The organism is Kluyvera georgiana ATCC 51603 (assembly GCF_001654985.1).
Classification (GTDB): Bacteria; Pseudomonadota; Gammaproteobacteria; order Enterobacterales; family Enterobacteriaceae; genus Kluyvera; species Kluyvera georgiana.
The window spans coordinates 72,143-89,408 of sequence record NZ_LXEU01000015.1; the positions used below are offsets into that span (position 1 = coordinate 72,143).

Below are 17,266 nucleotides of genomic sequence, written 5' to 3' on the forward strand. Positions count from 1 at the left end.
TCTATAAGCTAAAAGCGTTTTGAAACCATTCGATCTCATTGCCCGTGAAGGCTACCACATCGAAACGGCAATCCACAGTGTCAAAACTCCCATTGTGGCGGGCGAGCCACAAACGGGCAGTCTGTAACAGTTTGTTCTGTTTGCTGCGGGTCACGCTGGCGGCTGCGCCGCCAAACGTACTGGACGCGCGGTAACGCACTTCAACAAATACCGTCACCGCCCCTTCGCGCATAATCAGATCGATTTCGCCGCCGCGCTCATGCACGTTGGCGGCGATAAAGCATAGCCCCTGACGCTCCAGCCAGCGACGCGCGCGCAGTTCTGCGGCATCACCGGTCTGTTTCGTGGTTAGCTTGCCGGGACGATTTGCCCCTGCTGGTATTTGAGCCATGATAACTTCCTGTTAATCACGCAGTCCTGGTTGGCGCTCAGATCGCCGGTATTGCCGTTCAGCTCAAAGCCCGGTACGCCGCGCATCTGAGAGAAATGATTGGCCAGCGCCCAGGCGTCAACGCCCATCGCGTACAGGCGGGCCAGCGAGTAGTCGTTGTTGACCGCACGCAGCGCCTGCTGCATCAGCGCCGGGTTGCTGCCAGCCAGCATCGGGATCTCGCTGTACTGTAAACCTTCCATCTCCAGACGGAAATCCGGGCCAGCGGTCCCCTGCGCGCTGCGCGAGCTGGCGTACAGCATCGCACCGCTCTGGCTGCCGTTACGCATCGCGATCATCGGCTTGATAAAGGCGATTTCTTCCGGTGTTGCCAGAATATAGGCGGCATCGACTTTGCTGCTGCCGGTGATTTGCGCATCGGTTGGCGCGGCCGGAATGGTCAGCCCGCCGATGGTGACGCTCTGCGGCTGCGACTGGGTTGAGGCCACCGGTGTACCCGACAGCGAGATGCCGGAGCCGCCGTTGACGCCGCCGCGCAGTTCAGAGAGTGAACCAAATTTCTGTTGCAGTACGGTACCGCCGCCCAGTTGACGCCATTCATCGGCAAAGGCCTGAGTGACGCGTTCACCGAGCGCGTTACGTGGCACCAGCAGCAGCGGCGACTGTTTACCCTGGTCGTGAATGTGGCGTGCGGCGTCGCGAGCTTCATCTTCCGGCGACAGGGCGAAGTAGCAGATATTAGCGCGGCTCGTCACCGACTCCGGCTGATTAAGCGCCAGCACGTTGAGTGTCGTGTTGCTTTTCAGCATCTCGTCGACATTGTTTTTCAGCAGCGGGCCGACCACCAGGCTAACGCCGTCCTGCTGCGCCTGCGCCAGAATCTGGTTTAACGGCTGAGAAGAGGTGTCGTAGATTTTCAGCTCGGCAGAGGGATTCGCCGCCACGCTGGCAACGGCCTGCGGCTGTGGAGCAGGCGCTGGCGCTGCCGTTGGTGCTGTAGTCGCCTGTTCAGCGGCTTCTTCCGGCTGTGCTGCGGCCTGAACCGGCGCATCGGTGGCCGATGCCTGTACCGGCGCCTGGGTTTGTGGGCTGGTCAGATCGCTGATTTCAGCCTGTGACGGGCTGACGACGGACGTGGAGGCCGCCTGAGCAACCTGTTCCGGGACGGCGCTACCGTTAACCGGCGTGGCACCGTTTTTCGCGGCTTCAAAGCCTTGCTGAATGGTGCGGCCAAAGACCGATGCCTGGCCGCTTAACGGCAGCAGCAGAGCGATTTTATTGACCGATGCCGGTTTGAAGTTCTGCACGTTGGCCAGTTGCGATGGCAGAACCTTCGCGCCCGGGTTCTGTGGATAGCGCGTCTGCCAGTCTTTGATGCCTGCCTTCAGCATGTCCGGATCGTTACGGTTATCAAACCACATGCGTTGCAGATCCAGCCAGCCTTGCAGATCGTTCTCATCGGCGTTGATCACCAGCGCGTTGGCTTGCTGCTGGGTCATGGCGGAGAGCGCTTGCCAGGTGGCGTCGCTGTTCTGTTGTTTTTCCTGCTGGGTGGTCAACAGCGGCGCCTGAGCAATCAGGGCACGCAGCAGCGTCAGAGAGGGCTTACCCTGCTCGGCGATGATAGTATCCTGCCAGAAGCGAGCCTGGCGAACGCTGTCGAAATCATCGGCCTTCAGCGGCTGCAGCAGCGCCTGAGCACCGGCGTAATCTTTCTGCGCAAGCTTGATTTCAACGGCCAGCAGAGACTGTTCCTGACGCTGAACGGCGTTCAGTTCTTTCGGCAGCTGGTTGTACAGTTCCAGCGCCTGCTGGCTTTTACCTTCTTTCAGCAGTGCACGAATGGCGAGTAATTGCCAGTTGGTCTTGCTATCATTCGAGCTTTGCTGCATCTGCTGCAGGTAAAAGCCGGAGTCAGCCTGCGTCGCGCCCTGAAGCTGGGCGGCGCTCTGATCGGCAGGTTGCTGGATTCCACAGCCTGCGAAAATCAGCGCAGCCAGGACAACCGGCAGACAACGCGCGGCTTTCATACGAGAAAATGTTGAGGGTACCATTCTGTATCCAGTGATATTTTTTACGCAATGCTCAATATTAAATCGGCAATACGGACGAAACAATGAAACAACACGAATCGGCGGATAATTCTCAAGGCCAACTCTTTATTGTACCTACTCCTATCGGAAATTTGGCTGATATTACCCAACGAGCGCTCGAAGTATTGCAAGCTGTTGATTTAATTGCGGCTGAAGACACGCGGCACACCGGTTTATTGCTGCAACATTTCGCGATTAACGCCCGTTTGTTTGCTTTACACGATCACAATGAGCAACAAAAAGCCGAGACGCTGGTGGCGAAGCTGAAAGAGGGTCAGAACATTGCGCTGGTTTCTGACGCGGGGACGCCGCTGATCAACGATCCTGGCTATCACCTGGTGCGTACCTGCCGTGAAGCAGGGATTCGCGTCGTGCCGCTGCCTGGCCCGTGCGCCGCGATTGCCGCGCTCAGCGCCGCCGGTCTGCCGTCCGATCGTTTTTGCTATGAAGGTTTCTTACCGGCGAAGTCCAAAGGCCGTCGTGACGCGCTGAAGGCGATTGAAGCCGAGCCGCGCACGCTAATTTTCTACGAATCCACCCACCGTCTGCTCGACAGTCTGGAGGATATGGTCGCCGTATGGGGCGAATCCCGCTACGTGGTGCTGGCGCGCGAGCTGACCAAAACCTGGGAAACCATCCACGGCGCGCCGGTCGGCGAACTGCTGGCGTGGGTCAAAGAAGATGAAAACCGTCGCAAAGGCGAGATGGTGCTGATTGTCGAAGGCCATAAAGCCCAGGACGACGAACTGCCCGCCGATGCGCTGCGTACGCTGGCGCTGTTGCAGGCTGAGCTACCGTTGAAGAAAGCGGCGGCGTTAGCGGCGGAGATCCACGGCGTGAAGAAGAATGCGCTGTATAAGTATGCGCTGGAACAGCAGGGGGAGTAAGGTGCCTCTTGTTGCCCACCCAGTGAGTGCTCAATATCCGGTAATGTAGGCCGGATAAGCGAAGCGCCATCCGGCAGAATTCACGCAAATTGCCGGATGGCGGCGTAAACGCCTTATCAGGCCTACCGTTCAGCTCTTTATAGGCATGACTTATACAATCTCTAGTTCGACGCCCGTCTCTGCCAGCGCAGCGATATCTGACTCGGCAATCTCGCTGTCGGTCATGACGCAATGGATCTTCTCCATTGGCAGCACCTGATTAAACCCGCGGCGGTTAAATTTGGTGGCGTCCAGAACGGCAATCACTTTGTGTGCCGCGGCAGCCATAACGCTGCTGATCGAATACCCTTCGTTAAAGGTTGTGATGCCGTTGGTCGCATCAATGCCGTCAGCACCGACAAACATCAGGTCGGCGAAAATGCCCTGTAGCGAGCGCTCGGCGATAGTGCCGTGCATAGAGTGCGTTTTGTGTCGCACCGTGCCGCCACAGACGACCAGTGTAATATCTTTGTTATCCGATAACGTAAAGGCCGCTGGCAGACTGTTGGTGATGACGGTGATATTGTTCATATTCACCAGCTCTTCAGCTATCAGTAGCGTAGTGCTGCCACTGTCGAGAATGATCGTCATCCCTTCCTTGATGAGTGCGGCGGCGGCTTTGGCAATCCGCTTCTTAGGGTCGCTGGCGAGCTGGTAGCGATCTTCAAGTATCACTTCCTGATTATCGCTTTCGGCCAGATTGCTGCCAGGCCGGGCTGCACCACCGTGAAATCGGGTCAGCAGGCCTTTTTCTTCCAGCAGACGAAGGTCTGCGCGGATGGTGACTTCAGAAATACCAAAGAGATTCGAAAGGTCTAATACCAGGACGCTACCCTGCGTATTTACCATATCGACGATTTTGTTCCTTCGTTCAAATGAATTCATATTAATTTGCCTGATAATTAACTGAAGTTAGTTTAAACGAAGGTTAGTGAAAGTTATACGGTAATTTTCGAAAGGTAATGTGAGCCAGCTCTGATTGCTGGCTCAAGCGTTATGCCAGTTTCAGCAGAATTTTTCCCTGCATTGGCGCGCCGTTGAGCGCCTGAACTTCACGAGAAAAACTTTCCGCATCGCCTTGATGCGCAATCAGCGGAGCGAGCTGGATACGCTTCTCAGCCAGCAGTCTGGCTGCCGTTTCCCATTCCTCGCCCGGCCACGGCGCGGAGTAGTTCATCCAAATGCCAATTAGCGATAGTTCTTTACGCAGGATCTGGCCAAAAGTAGCGGAAGGTAACGTCAGGTCGTGATGCAGCGTACCGACTAAAGCCAACTGTGCGCGAGGGCCAGCAGCTTCAATTGCAAGCGCAACGGTTTGTGGTGTTCCCGCTGTTTCCAGTACTAAATGGTCAAACTGAATTCCCTCAAGCGCCGTCTGGATAGCCTTTCCGTCCATCTCCCGGCTATTGAACACGTGTGTTGCGCCCAGTTTTTTGGCCAGCTCCAGTTTTTGCGGGTTGATGTCGATGGCGGTAACGCTTTTGGCACCCAGCTCTCGGGCGCACTGCAATGCCAGCAGGCCAATCGTCCCTGCACCAATGATAATCACGTTTTTCCCCGCGCAGCCCTGCGCCAGGTGGAACGCATGCAGGCCAACGGTAATCGGCTCAATAAACGCGCCGTCATCAATCGACATTTCGCTCGGCAGACGGAAAAGGTTCGCTCGTCTGACAACCACGTATTCCGCGTTGCCACCTTCGCTGCGCGAACCGACAAACTGATACTGTTTACACAGTGAGAAGTAGCCGCGTGCGCACTGCGGACAGTCAAAGCAGGGGAGCAGCGGGACGCAAGCAACAGCATCACCAGGCTGCATATCGGTGACGGCAGGACCGTAGGATTCAACGTAGCCGCTGAATTCATGTCCCAGCGTTATTGGATAATAGTGCGCACCTTTGGCGAAAATACGTGGGATGTCTGAACCGCAAAGCCCAGAGCAGATAACCTTGACCAGTACATCGTCATCATTCTTCAGGGTTGGCATCGGGCGTTCTTCAACGCGCACGTCTCCTTCAGCGTGAATCACCACTGATTTCATAACAATCTCCATAAAGTGAAATGGGGGGCAAAAGCCCCCCGGAAGTTAAGACACGGTCTGGCTTTGCTGCGCGGCAGCGGCTTTTTCCGTGGCGACAAAGCTACGAGCCCGGCGCCATGTCAGTACGACACCAAGCAGGTAGATGACACCAATAACCAGGAAACCCACCAGGTTTTGCCAGGTAAACAGTTGGATCAGCAGCCAGGTAATAGGTGAACCGCCCTGATCCAGCGAGGCAACCTGGCCACCGGCTTTAAGTGCTCCGGCGTTAGCGGCAAGCTGGGTATGCAGGCCAATAGTTTGGGTGGCAATCCACAGCGTGATGCCCATAATGATGACGCCCGATATCAGCGTGCGGAACAGATTGCCCTGATGCACGGCAACGGCCATTGCGACAAAGAAGCCAATGGTCGCGAGGTCACCGAACGGCAGTACCTGATTACCCGGCACCAGCACGGCAATCAGAATGGTCAGCGGGATAAAAATCAGGCTGGCCGAGACCACGGAGGTATGGCCTAACAGCAGCGCAGGGTCGAGGCCGATTAAGAACTCCTGGCCGCCAAATTTTGCTTGTAAGCGTTTACGTGCGTGTTTTGCAATCGGCGTTAAGCCGTCCATAATCGGCTTGATGACGCGCGGCATCAGCAGCATGACGGCGGCAGTTTTAACGGCTAGCTGTAACACGGCTTTTACGTCGTAACCGGCGAGCATGCCGATAACCAGACCCATGATAAAACCGACGGTCACGGGTTCGCCGAATGGACCAAAGCGTTTCTGAACGTCATCGGCGCTAAAGTGAATACGATTAAGCCCAGGGACTTTATCTATGATGGTGTCCACCAGGACGGCAATGGGGCCAAACCAGGCCGAAGAACCGTGTGGAATAGCGATGCCATCAAGACCAAAGAAGTCTCGAGTATCTTTGGCAAACCAGTCGCCCAGTTTGTAGACGAAGGCCGCGTGAACCGCCACGCCCAGGATCCCCAGCCAGTACGAGCCTGTCGCCAGATGCAGCATGGCGCCGGTAAACGTCATATGCCAGATATTCCAGATATCAACGTTCACCACGCGAGTCATACGGGTGACCAGCATTAGAATATTGACGCCGATAGCCACCGGAATAGCGACGAGGGCAATTTGTGATGCCCATGTCATCGGTGAAGACCCCGGCCAACCTACGTCGATCACGTGCAAGTTTATCTGGAACTGTTCTGCCATCGCTTTTGCGGCAGGGCCGATGGAATCGAGCATCAAACCGATGACCAACCCAATGCCGACAAAGCCAATGCCGATATGCAGGCCGGATTTAAAGCAGTCCCCGAGCTTCATCCCCAGTAATTTAGAGAAGATGATGATCACCAGCGGCAGCATGACCGTTGGGCCTAAGTCGAGGATATAACGCATTATTTCGCTAAACATGCCGTTACCCCACGAGGATAGTCAGGATTTTTTGTTGCAGCGCTTCGATTCCCACTCCAGAAACAAATGGCATACCGTGCACAACGGGAATATCGCCAAATGTACGGTCAACGCGGGCGGTGGTGCAGATCAGGTCTGCACCATCCATATAGGTTTCAATTTCGGTGACCCGGCACTGGACGAGATCGAGCGTGATGTTGTTGGTTTCGCATAATTCTTTAATTTCTTCAGCGGCCATCGTTGAGGTAGCTACGGCACCGCCACAGGCGACAATGACTTTACGTTTCATAGGGTATTCCTTTTATTATCAGTTTATTATCAAGCTTGATTGCACAGCTCAGGCTCGAGGATTGCTTCCCGAAAACACGCTGCGAGCTCACCATCAGGGGTGCTCAGCAAGGCGTCGAGGACGTTAGGGTTTTGCAGCTCACTAAATAGACGTCGCAGTAACTTCAGCTGCGCCGTCGGGTTTTCTACTATCAGGGCGATAATCAACGAGACGCCAATTTCAGCGTCATCATCTGCTTGCTGAAAATGCACCGGCTTGTCCGGGCGAATCAGATAAATAGCGGGCGATCTGGCGTGCATCGCCTCGCAATGCGGTATAGCAACCGCATGGCGCTCCAGCGCTATCCCGGTTGGGAAAACGGCTTCTCGCTCAAGCAGCGCCTGCGGGTAGCTGTCGTGTACCACCCCTTTCGCCAGCATTTCCTCACCAATGTGTGCCAGTGCCTCCTGGCATGTGTTGAATTCAATTCTGGTACGGACAAATAGTTGGCTCATAGGGGCTCCTTTTATCAGGCGGCTTCGGCTACGCAACCGAAACGGTATGCGCGCAGAACGTCCTGTATTTTGTCGATGATGAGGTTATGGGGGGTGGCAGTCAGGGTGCCGGTGGACAGACGCTCAAACTGCATCGGCAGATACTGGCTAATCAGCCCCAGCGGCAGAGATACGCCATCAAGGTTGGTTATCAACTTCTCTACGCTTTGGCGGATACGCGGATGCGGCCAGTAATAGCGAATACGGTCGGACAGGCTGAAATGGATATCGACCATCGCTTGGCTCCAGGTTGGACGGTAGTACTTTTTCCAGTAGCCCGGCTCGTTGAGCATGACTTCATCAATCACTTCCAGTACGTGGCTGCGTTGTTCTGGGGAAACCAGCTGAATTTCCATTTGCGCCAGCGCAAAGATGGCTTCACGCAGGGCGAAGGTGAGAGCGGGGCCCACTTTCAGAATGGCGTAGTGGTCTCGAACCAATGAACGGTATGCCTGACGCGTCTGATAATCGGTAGAGTGCGCTTCATAGACCATCGGTGTCTTTCTGACCCAGGCTGACAGCGCTTCGGCGGCATTCGGCTGATAGTGAATAATTTGGGTATGGTCGAATTCCACGCCTGGCTGAACCACGATGGCGATAACGCGCTCAAGCGCCCCCTCAAGACCCAATGCCCGGAAGGCTGTTTCGTGGGTTTCCAGCGTCCGCGCAGCGTCTTCCTCACGTGTCACATGAACGGTGCCGATGGTGCTGGCTTCGCCGCCAGGCACTGGGACCTCGGTGCCGATAACGTAGGTTAGTTGGCGTTTTTGGTCATCGGTTGCCGTCTCTTCCGCTGCCTGGCAAAGAATGGCCGCGCGCTGGGCAACAATGGCGGGGTCGAGCGGGGTGGGATCGTCCGCGCAGGACATGGATGCATCGAGGTGGATTTTGCTAAAACCGGCGGCGACGTAGGCTTTAATCAGGTCGACAGATTTCCCCATCGCCTCAGTGGCGGTTTCGTCCTGCCAGCAGTTTGGCCCGAGGTGATCGCCGCCGAGGATCAGCCTGTCACGCGGGAAACCCACTTCTTGTGCGATGTTGTGGACGAAGTCGCGGAAATCAGCTGGCTTCATGCCGGTGTAGCCACCGAACTGATTGACCTGATTAGAGGTGGCTTCAATTAGTACTTTTTGGTCGCTGTGGAGATCGAAACGTAATGCCGCTTCAATCACCAGGGGATGTGCGGAACATACGGAACAGATGCCGATGTGCTCGCCTGCTTTGTGTCTGGAAATTATATCTTTCATTTAAAACCTCCGTTTTATTTCGAATATATTCGTTATGTTTTGTTTTTATCGCAAATGCCTTTATTTTGTTTTGTGATCTTTCTCTGAAAAACGGGTGATAACAGGGAAAACAGAGATGTCAGGCATGAAAAAACGCCCTGGCGTTCACGACAGAGCGTTTTTAACATTATGAAAATTAACTAAATAATCTGGATAGCCAACTGCGGCGATCTTTCTCGCCAGGCTGAACGCTTTGTTGTGGCTGGGCGGCGATTTCGCCAAGACCGGCGTCGAAGGCGCTGCCAATCGCTCGAAGCGCTTGATGAGCATCATCGCCACTGGCCATAAAGTGCAGCCTATGCCCCTGTTTTGCGCCCAATGAGACGACACGCATCAAATTCTTCGCGTCCACGATGGGTGACTGGGTATCGAGATTTTCGACACGAATTTGTGATTGCCACTGCTTCACCGCTTTCACCAACACCGCGCTGGGACGAGCATGGAGGCCATGGGGATTGCGGAGCGTAAAGGTTGCATCCTCATCGAAGACCGGCGGTGGCTCAACGAAATCTCCTTCCGCAGGGGTAATCTCTCCGGCGAGAATATTCAGCACCGCCTGCGCATTCTCGGCGCGGGAGAGCGCTTCAGGAACACGATCGTCTCCTAGCGCATGGGTGAGTTGGCGCAGAATAACCAGATGTTCGTTGTCCTGTGCCGCAATGCCGACAATCAGATAGGCTGTCTGCGCTTCTCCCCAATCGACACCCTGTGGGCAGGCCAGAACTTTCACCCCGGTTTTCAGTACCGCGTCGCGGCTTTGTGGCGTGCCATGGGGGATAGCAATGCCGTTCCCCAGGTAGGTACTGATTTGCTCCTCCCGATCGCGCATCCCTTGCAGGTACGCAGGTCGGGTATGTCCGGCGTCGGTGAGTACGCCGACAATATGGGCGAGTGCATCCTCTTTCGTTTTTATCTGATGATCGAAATGGATATCGGCAAGGGTTAGTTGCATAGCGCTTTCCTTATTTGATTGCGTTGGCCAGCGCCATCGCTTCCTGAGAACGTTTTTGCCACAGCCGCCAGCATCCCAGCATGACCGCGCCGCAGACGGAACCGGCCAGAATGCACAGCACCCAGGTCAACGGTTTGTTCACCAGAGGCAGGATCAAGAACCCGCCATGCGGTGCTGGGACTTCAATATGCAGGCTGTAGCTGAGCACCGCTGAGATGGAGGAGGCAATCATCATCATTGGGATGACGCGTAGCGGATCTTTCGCGGCAAATGGAATTGCCCCTTCGGTGATATGCGTACAGCCGAGGATGTAGTTCACCATGCCCGCGGCACGCTCTTCCTCACTAAAGCCTTTCGGGAAAAAGGTGGTAGCTAAAGCGATTACCAGCGGTGGTGTGATGCAGGCGGCAGAAACGCCGGCCATAAAAAAGAAGTTTCCCTGGCCCAGCAGCAGCGTACCGGTTACGTAGGCAGCCTTATTGACTGGTCCACCAAAGTCGAAGGAGCACATCGCTCCGACAACAATACCGAGCAGAATAGGGTTAGCTTGCTGTAATGAGCTTAACCAACTCATCATGCCGTTATTGATGGCCGCAACCGGTTTACCGAGCAATACCATCAACACACCAATGACCAGCACACCAACCAACGGCATGATAAAGATGGATTTCAGCCCCTCGTACTGACGTGGCAGCCCATTGAGCAGGTTGCGAATTAGCAGCATAAAATAGCCTGCGGCAAACCCGGCTATGATCCCGCCGAGGAAACCCGCGCCGGTGGCGTTTGCCAGTAAACCGCCGACGAAACCGGCAACCATGCCGGGGCGACCTGAAATCGACCAGGCGATATAAGCGGTAAAGACGGGCACCATAATGGAAAAGGCCTGTTGACCGACTTTCATCAGTGTGGCGGCAATAACGTTATATTGTGGCGAATTCGGGTCGGCAGAATAGATTCCCCATAAGAAGGAGAGCGCAATCAGGATCCCGCCTGCGACCACAAAAGGCAGCATATTGGATACGCCGCTCATAAGATGTTTATAAATCTGGCGGCCAAACGACTCCTGTTCATATTGATCTGCTGATTCGGAAGATGGGGTGGTGCCTTGACGCCTTATTGCCAGACCGCTAACAACTTTATTAATTAAATCGGCGGGGTGATGAATTGCTTCTTTTACTGGAACTTCAATGACCGGGAGACCATTAAAACGCTCGGCATTAACATCTTTATCTGCGGCAATAATAACACCGTAAATATTTTTAAGGTCGTCCGGTGTTATGGGGTTTTCGACACCTGAGGCGCCATTAGTTTCGACTTTAATTTCAATATTTAATTTTTTTGCTGCGGTCTTTAAGGCTTCTTCAGCCATAAATGTATGGGCAATACCTGTAGGGCAGCCGGTAACGGCAATAATTTTTTTCATAATCGGGCCTTTATAATTGGACGATTTGAACCTGCTGTTGTAATTCTTTCGTGCGATTGAGTTTTCCAAGACCTGCGGAGCTGGCAACGTCTGCGCCGGTTGCGCTGGCAAGCGCAAGCGCACGAGTGACGTCGTCATGGTTGAGCCATTTGCTTAAGAATGCGCCTAGCGCTGCATCGCCTGCGCAAGCGGAGCTTACGAGTTCGACCTTGGGTGCAGAGCAGAACCATAGTGCTGCGCCATTGGAGAAATAGAGCCCTTTTCCCCCTAGCGTTAGCAGGACGTTGCGAGCGCCGAGTTGGTGCAACGTCAACATGGCTTCACGCACCTGTTGCGTGCTACCGACGTCGAGATCAAATATCTCCTTCAATTCATCGTCGTTGGGTTTGATAAGCAATGGGTGAAATTCGAGAAGCTGTCGTAGTGACGTGTGGCTGATATCCAGAATGACTTCGCAGCCCTTGTTCTGACACAGCGTCATAATTTCCGCATAAAAACGACTTTCAATACCGGGCGGTAAGCTTCCGCTAATAACTAAATAATCACCGGAAGTGACACAATCTAAGTGATGAATGATTTGCTGTTTGCAATCATCATCAATACGAGCTCCGGGATTGACTAGTTTATATTCATCGATGCCATCATTAATAAATATATTAATACGGGTTGGTTCTGAAACCCACGCGGGAGTCACCTTTATCGACTGCTTGCGTAACTCCTCAACAATATAGCGACCAGTAAAACCACCAAATATTCCCATCACATGTGTGGGTTGTTTAAAATGATGAAGCACCAGAGAAACGTTAACGCCTTTGCCATTGGGGCAATACTCTGTGTGCTGTGTCCGATTAACCGCCGAAGGCTGAAGTGAACTGCAAAAAATATTCATATCAATGGCGGTGTTTAACGTCAGGGTATGGATCACGACGGAGCTCCTTGTTCGGGATCTTTACAGTTGCCCTTCGCAACCGCAGACGTGAATAACCTTACGGACAACCTCTTTCATCGCCTCTTTTGCGGGCTTCATGTAGTGGCGAGGATCGTTAGCGTCAGGCTTATCAATAAAGTACTGTTTAAGCGCATCGGAGAAGGCAATTTTCAGTTCGGTAGCCACGTTAACTTTGCAAATACCCAATGAAATTGCCCGACGGATATCACTGTCCGGCAAGCCTGAAGCACCATGCAGCACCAGCGGAACCTCAACACGGTCACGAATTGCCGCCAGTCGCTCAAAGTCGAGTTTTGGTTCGGCTGCATACATCCCATGCGCGGTACCGATAGCAACGGCCAACGAGTCGATTCCGGTACGGGCGACGAATTCGCGTGCCTGCTCCGGGTTGGTATAAAGGGCATCTTTTGCGTCTACCACCAGATCATCTTCCACGCCGCCCAGACGGCCTAATTCAGCTTCGACGCTGGCATCGTAGCGATGGCTTAGCTCAACGACGCTTTTCACCAGGGCAATATTTTCTTCGAACGGGGAGTGGGAGCCATCGATCATTACTGAGCGAATCCCAGCCTGGACCTTGCGGGTGATATTGGCGAGATCTTCATGGTGATCGAGATGCAGCGCTAGCGGGAGATCCCACAGTTTCGCTAGATCGCGGGCGATCGCTACAACGTTTCCAGTGCCAGCATAGCTGTAGGTGCCTGGCGTGCCAGCCAGGATCAGCGGTGAGCGGAGCTCAGCCGCCGTTTCTACAACGACCTGCATGGTTTCCAGATTGTGGATGTTAAAAGCGGGAACTGCGTAGCCTTTGCGTTGAGCTTTTAACAGCATGTTTTTACTAGATATGATGTACATATTCGACCTTTTTTCAAAATTAAAGTGAAAATTGCATTAAAACCTTCGTTTTGAAAGTAATGTAGCGATCGTTCGGCGAATACGTTGTGATCAAACGCACACAACGATGAATTTATTTTAAAAATGAAAGTTAATTGTGATAAATGACTTTCGTTTGTAAATGTTTATTTTAATAACCGACGATTCTCAATTAATTGAAATATATGAATTTTAATTTTTTATCGGCGCAATGAGACCTCGAGTGATTTGACAAGGGAGGATGAAAATTTAAAAATGAAAGTTATTCCTTGAGATGAAAATAGGGCATAACAACGTGGCAAAACCGTCAACCAGCCTGCTGAAAAGACGCTTAGATATTGCAGAGATCGTCCGTAAGAACGGAGAGATTAAGGTAGACGATCTGGCTGAGATGCTTGCCGTTTCTGGAGTCACTATCCGTAATGACCTGAACTATCTCGAACAGCAAGGCTACCTGAAACGCTCATTTGGTGGTGCAATTTATACCGCGCAGCAGGGCACGCCGACCGCTCAGATAAGGGAGCCTGTCGCTGCCGTTGTTGATAAAGCGCTGGAAACTGAAATCGCACGTCAGGTTGCTTCGCTCATTGATGACGGTGAGACGATTTTTTTAGGCCCCGGATCGACCCTACGTAAGGTGATTCCTTTCCTTGCTGGCAATGAAGATCTTTGTCTGCTCATGAACGATCTGGCTCATGTGCCTTTTGCGCAAGAGTTTCTCAATGGTGAAAGCGTACTGCTCGGCGGTGTTATTAGCCGTGAAGGCAACGAGATCGAAGGCGAAATGGCGATAAACGCATTCCGCCATTACCGTCCTTCCCGAACGTTGATTGTCGTCGATCATATTGCTGAAGACGGCACGCTGAGCGTCAGGCATGAAACACGCGCGCGGCTGCTTCATGAAGCCGTCGCGCAAAGTGAACGTGTGATTGTAGTTGTAGCCGGACGGCCCGTTTACGGTGAGAAACGCTATACCGTGGGGGCGTTACAGCAGGTCAGCGGCATCGTGACACCACAGGTTGTGGCTGCTGAATATCATGCCCGCTTTCTCACGGCAGGGCTGACCAATAGCTATACCAACAATGAGTGCCTGACATGGCTCAACCCGGCGTTGCAAAAAACGAAGTGAAGGAGCGGTGATGAACGTGACCATTTGTACCATCGGCGAGCTGTTGGTGGAGTTCCTCGCCAAGAAAGAAAACCAGGGTTTCTCGCAACCGGGTGAATTTTGGGGACCCTATCCGAGCGGTGCGCCGGCCATTTTTGCCGATCAGGTGGCGAAGTTAGGCTGTGGCTCTGTATTGTTTAGCTGCGTGGGAAGCGATGCCTTTGGCGAAATGAATATTGCCCGGCTGGAAAAGGACGGCGTCAACGTGAGCGGGATAGCGATGCTGCAGAAGGCGACGACCGGAAGCGCCTTTGTGAGCTACCGCAACCAGGCACAGCGTGATTTTATCTTCAATATGCCCAATAGCGCTTGTGGACTACTGACGGCAGACCACATAGACGAAACGTTATTAAACCAGTGCAACCATTTTCACATTATGGGATCGTCGCTGTTCTCCTTTCGCATCATCGATGCCATGCGTAAAGCAATTGAGAATATAAAATCGCGTAACGGCACGGTGTCATTCGATCCGAATATTCGCAAAGAGATGCTCAATATTCCGGAGATGTCGCAGGCCTTTGAATACATTCTTGATTACACAGATATCTTTTTACCCAGCGACGGCGAATTAGATTATTTTGGCCTTAACCGCGGGCGTGATGAGCAGGTGTTAGTCGACAAGTTGCTAAAACGCGGCGTAAAGCATGTGGTGATTAAACGAGGCCCGCGTGGCGCCAGCTATTTCAGTGCGAAGGAAACTCATCATGTTGCGGGCTTTAATGTCCCGGTGATTGACCCAACCGGTGCAGGAGATTGTTTTGGTGCGACTTTTGTGAGCTTATTCCTGTCTGGCGTTCAGGCACCAGAAGCGCTGAAGTGGGCTAATGCGAGTGGCTCACTGGCGATAGCACAGCGTGGCCCGATGGAAGGGACGTCAACGCGCGCACAAATTGAAGCTTTCCTCGCGCAACATCGCGGCGCATAAAAAAATGCGGAAGGTATGATGACCTCCCGCAGAACGTAATTTTACTATTGCGTTGTATCAAGTCACCGGTGCCGGGTTAAATACCGCCAGCTGGTTGTGCAATCCCCACTGATCCGAGAAGGTTTTCTTACGCCCGCTCGCCACATCAAGAATGAAGTGGAACAGCTTGGTGCCCACGTCTTCAATGGTCTCTTCACCGGTGGCGATGGTGCCGGCATTGATATCCATTAAGTCATACCAACGGTTAGCCAGCTCGGTGCGGGTGGCCATCTTGATGACCGGTACCGCCATCAGACCATACGGCGTGCCACGGCCAGTGGTAAATACCTGCACGGTAATGCCGGAGGCCACCTGTTGAGTGCCGCAGACGAAGTCGCTGGCCGGGGTAGCGGCGTAAATCAGTCCGCGTTTGGTCGGACGCTGGCCTGGCGACAAGACTTCCACGATGGCGCTTTTACCGGATTTGGCGATCGAACCCAGCGCTTTTTCCACCACGTTGGCGAGGCCGCCCTTTTTGTTGCCCGGCGAAGGGTTGGCGCTGCGGTCGGTTTTGCCCATATCAAGATAGTTATCGTACCAGGCCATCTCTTCAAGCAGACGCTTGCCCACTTCTTCATTGATGGCGCGCGGCGTTAACAGATGAATGGCGTCGCGAACTTCCGTGACTTCCGAGAACATCACGGTTGCGCCGCAGCGCACCAGCAGGTCAGAGGCGTAGCCGACAGCGGGGTTAGCGGTCACGCCGGAAAAAGCGTCGCTGCCACCGCACTGCATACCCACCACCAGCTCGGAGGCCGGGCAGGTGACGCGCTGGCGCTGGTTGAGTTTTTCCAGATGGCGCACGGCAACCTGCAGAATATCGTCGACCATCGATTTAAAGCCCACGTGCTGCTCGTCCTGTAGGCGTACGATGCTGGCGCTGTCGACCGGGATGCTCTGCACATCTTCTGTGCCTTCCAGCAGGCGCTCTGGCTGTAGCTTTTCGCAGCCGAGGCCCACCACCATCACTTCGCCACCGAAGTTTGGGTTCAGCGCAATATTATGGATGGTCCGAATCGGCACTACGGCGGCCGGTGCGTTAATCGCTACGCCGCAGCCGTAGAGGTGGTTCAGGCCGACCACGCCGTCGACGTTTGGATATTTCGGCAGCAGGTCGCGTTCGATAATTTTAACCACGTAGTCCACAACGCCTGCCACGCAGTGCACGCTGGTGGTAATGCCCAACAGGTTTTTGGTGCCCACGCTGCCGTCGGCGTTGCGGTAACCTTCAAAGGTGTAACCCTCCAGCGGCGGCAGCGGCTCCGGCACTTTGGTCGCCAGCGGCAGGGTGTTAAGCGGCGGCGCTTTTGGCAGCGTGACCGTGGATTCGTCGATCCAGCTGCCCTTGGCGACATCGCGTACCGCGTAACCGATAACTTCGCCGTAGCGAATGATTTCACCATTTTGAGGAATATCCACCAGCGCAACTTTATGCCCCTGGGGAATATGTTCAATTAATTCCAGACCGTCAGGAAAACGTGTTCCCGCTTTTAATCCATTATCATTGACAATAATCGCAACATTATCGGTGGGGTGTACTTTGATATAAAATGCAGTCGGCGATTCTTGTCTGATTTCAATGTTAGCCATTGTCCAGCATTCTCCAGCCAGGGGGTAAAATGAATTAAGTATATAAGTGTTTCTTTTCAGATAATGAAAAATAAAAGCACTTAAGTAATGGAATAAAGAATGTCAGGAGTTTGAATATAAAAATGTGATGTAGATCACTCATCCTCCTCATCCCTCATGGGGCAAGGGTATCAATGCGTGAAATTGTGCATCAGCGCCCAGTGCCGTGTGCACATGAACAATAAATTCAGTTTTAAAAGCAATTAACCTGGTGATTTGCACAATGCGTGGCGAAGGTATCCTGATTATACTGATTCACGATTTCATGGTGTCTGATTATTTATTGGGATTACCCGTCACTAGTTAAATAATCAGCGAAATTCGCTTTAATAA

General features: G+C 53.3%; 16 protein-coding genes. 3 read left to right on the forward strand and 13 right to left on the reverse strand.

What is annotated here, in order from left to right; all coding sequences use genetic code 11:
- Position 1 precedes the first annotated feature (1 nt).
- A complete protein-coding gene (locus M989_RS03445; protein WP_064542039.1) occupies positions 2-391 on the reverse strand; it encodes a YraN family protein in 390 nt (129 codons plus the stop codon).
- Positions 349-2,445, reverse strand: a complete 2,097-nt coding sequence (locus tag M989_RS03450; RefSeq protein WP_064542043.1) for a penicillin-binding protein activator — start codon at positions 2,443-2,445, stop codon at positions 349-351. Before M989_RS03450 ends, M989_RS03445 begins: the two co-directional genes overlap by 43 nt.
- Positions 2,446-2,507: 62 nt before the next feature.
- Between M989_RS03450 and rsmI the strand changes: the two genes are divergently transcribed.
- Positions 2,508-3,371, forward strand: a complete 864-nt coding sequence (gene rsmI / locus M989_RS03455; RefSeq protein ID WP_064542046.1) for a 16S rRNA (cytidine(1402)-2'-O)-methyltransferase — start codon at positions 2,508-2,510, stop codon at positions 3,369-3,371.
- A 150-nt stretch (positions 3,372-3,521) separates the two neighbouring features.
- Here rsmI and M989_RS03460 read toward each other — a convergent pair whose 3' ends face one another.
- From M989_RS03460 to M989_RS03505, 10 genes are all read right to left on the reverse strand, one after another.
- A complete protein-coding gene (locus tag M989_RS03460) occupies positions 3,522-4,295 on the reverse strand; it encodes a DeoR/GlpR family DNA-binding transcription regulator (protein ID WP_064542049.1) in 774 nt (257 codons plus the stop codon).
- A gap of 109 nt (positions 4,296-4,404) precedes the next feature.
- Positions 4,405-5,448: a galactitol-1-phosphate 5-dehydrogenase gene (gene gatD, locus M989_RS03465; RefSeq protein WP_064542051.1), complete on the reverse strand. Its 1,044-nt coding sequence runs from the start codon at positions 5,446-5,448 to the stop codon at positions 4,405-4,407.
- Positions 5,449-5,493: 45 nt separating this feature from the next.
- Positions 5,494-6,867 carry a galactitol-specific PTS transporter subunit IIC gene (locus M989_RS03470; protein ID WP_064542054.1) on the reverse strand — a complete coding sequence of 458 codons (1,374 nt, stop codon included), beginning with the start codon at positions 6,865-6,867 and terminating at the stop codon, positions 5,494-5,496.
- Positions 6,868-6,871: 4 nt separating this feature from the next.
- Entirely contained in the window at positions 6,872-7,156 is a 285-nt protein-coding gene (gene gatB / locus M989_RS03475; protein ID WP_064542057.1) for a PTS galactitol transporter subunit IIB, read from the reverse strand.
- Positions 7,157-7,185: 29 nt separating this feature from the next.
- Positions 7,186-7,650: a PTS galactitol transporter subunit IIA gene (gatA, locus tag M989_RS03480; RefSeq protein ID WP_064542059.1), complete on the reverse strand. Its 465-nt coding sequence runs from the start codon at positions 7,648-7,650 to the stop codon at positions 7,186-7,188.
- Positions 7,651-7,664: 14 nt separating this feature from the next.
- Complete coding sequence (gatZ, locus tag M989_RS03485) at positions 7,665-8,936, reverse strand: tagatose-bisphosphate aldolase subunit GatZ (protein ID WP_064542062.1); 1,272 nt, start codon at positions 8,934-8,936, stop codon at positions 7,665-7,667.
- Positions 8,937-9,111: 175 nt separating this feature from the next.
- A complete protein-coding gene (locus tag M989_RS03490; RefSeq protein ID WP_064542064.1) occupies positions 9,112-9,927 on the reverse strand; it encodes an HPr family phosphocarrier protein in 816 nt (271 codons plus the stop codon).
- 10 nt (positions 9,928-9,937) lie between these two features.
- Positions 9,938-11,350 (reverse strand): PTS fructose transporter subunit IIC, encoded by a 1,413-nt coding sequence (locus tag M989_RS03495; RefSeq protein WP_064542066.1) that lies wholly within the window; start codon positions 11,348-11,350, stop codon positions 9,938-9,940.
- A gap of 10 nt (positions 11,351-11,360) precedes the next feature.
- Positions 11,361-12,275, reverse strand: coding sequence for a 1-phosphofructokinase (gene pfkB, locus M989_RS03500; protein ID WP_064542069.1), 915 nt, complete (start codon positions 12,273-12,275; stop codon positions 11,361-11,363).
- Between the two features lie 24 nt (positions 12,276-12,299).
- The gene (locus tag M989_RS03505) at positions 12,300-13,154 is read right to left on the reverse strand and encodes a tagatose bisphosphate family class II aldolase (protein ID WP_064542072.1); all 855 of its coding nucleotides are present in this window, start codon (positions 13,152-13,154) and stop codon (positions 12,300-12,302) included.
- A gap of 292 nt (positions 13,155-13,446) precedes the next feature.
- Between M989_RS03505 and M989_RS03510 the strand changes: the two genes are divergently transcribed.
- Together M989_RS03510 and M989_RS03515 are read left to right on the forward strand one after the other, a co-directional pair.
- A complete protein-coding gene (locus M989_RS03510) occupies positions 13,447-14,301 on the forward strand; it encodes a DeoR/GlpR family DNA-binding transcription regulator (protein WP_167351043.1) in 855 nt (284 codons plus the stop codon).
- A 10-nt stretch (positions 14,302-14,311) separates the two neighbouring features.
- Positions 14,312-15,265, forward strand: a complete 954-nt coding sequence (locus M989_RS03515) for a sugar kinase (RefSeq protein WP_064542075.1) — start codon at positions 14,312-14,314, stop codon at positions 15,263-15,265.
- A gap of 57 nt (positions 15,266-15,322) precedes the next feature.
- Here the strand turns inward: M989_RS03515 and garD are convergent, their stop codons facing one another.
- Positions 15,323-16,894: a galactarate dehydratase gene (gene garD, locus M989_RS03520; RefSeq protein WP_064542078.1), complete on the reverse strand. Its 1,572-nt coding sequence runs from the start codon at positions 16,892-16,894 to the stop codon at positions 15,323-15,325.
- Positions 16,895-17,266 lie beyond the last annotated feature (372 nt).

Coding starts and splice junctions, on each gene's coding strand:
- M989_RS03445 (WP_064542039.1), bottom strand. CDS start 391: ATGGCTCAAATACCAGCAGGGGCAAATCGTCCCGGCAAGCTAACCACG.
- M989_RS03450 (WP_064542043.1), bottom strand. CDS start 2,445: ATGGTACCCTCAACATTTTCTCGTATGAAAGCCGCGCGTTGTCTGCCG.
- rsmI (WP_064542046.1), top strand. CDS start 2,508: ATGAAACAACACGAATCGGCGGATAATTCTCAAGGCCAACTCTTTATT.
- M989_RS03460 (WP_064542049.1), bottom strand. CDS start 4,295: ATGAATTCATTTGAACGAAGGAACAAAATCGTCGATATGGTAAATACG.
- gatD (WP_064542051.1), bottom strand. CDS start 5,448: ATGAAATCAGTGGTGATTCACGCTGAAGGAGACGTGCGCGTTGAAGAA.
- M989_RS03470 (WP_064542054.1), bottom strand. CDS start 6,867: ATGTTTAGCGAAATAATGCGTTATATCCTCGACTTAGGCCCAACGGTC.
- gatB (WP_064542057.1), bottom strand. CDS start 7,156: ATGAAACGTAAAGTCATTGTCGCCTGTGGCGGTGCCGTAGCTACCTCA.
- gatA (WP_064542059.1), bottom strand. CDS start 7,650: ATGAGCCAACTATTTGTCCGTACCAGAATTGAATTCAACACATGCCAG.
- gatZ (WP_064542062.1), bottom strand. CDS start 8,936: ATGAAAGATATAATTTCCAGACACAAAGCAGGCGAGCACATCGGCATC.
- M989_RS03490 (WP_064542064.1), bottom strand. CDS start 9,927: ATGCAACTAACCCTTGCCGATATCCATTTCGATCATCAGATAAAAACG.
- M989_RS03495 (WP_064542066.1), bottom strand. CDS start 11,350: ATGAAAAAAATTATTGCCGTTACCGGCTGCCCTACAGGTATTGCCCAT.
- M989_RS03505 (WP_064542072.1), bottom strand. CDS start 13,154: ATGTACATCATATCTAGTAAAAACATGCTGTTAAAAGCTCAACGCAAA.
- M989_RS03510 (WP_167351043.1), top strand. CDS start 13,447: ATGAAAATAGGGCATAACAACGTGGCAAAACCGTCAACCAGCCTGCTG.
- M989_RS03515 (WP_064542075.1), top strand. CDS start 14,312: ATGAACGTGACCATTTGTACCATCGGCGAGCTGTTGGTGGAGTTCCTC.
- garD (WP_064542078.1), bottom strand. CDS start 16,894: ATGGCTAACATTGAAATCAGACAAGAATCGCCGACTGCATTTTATATC.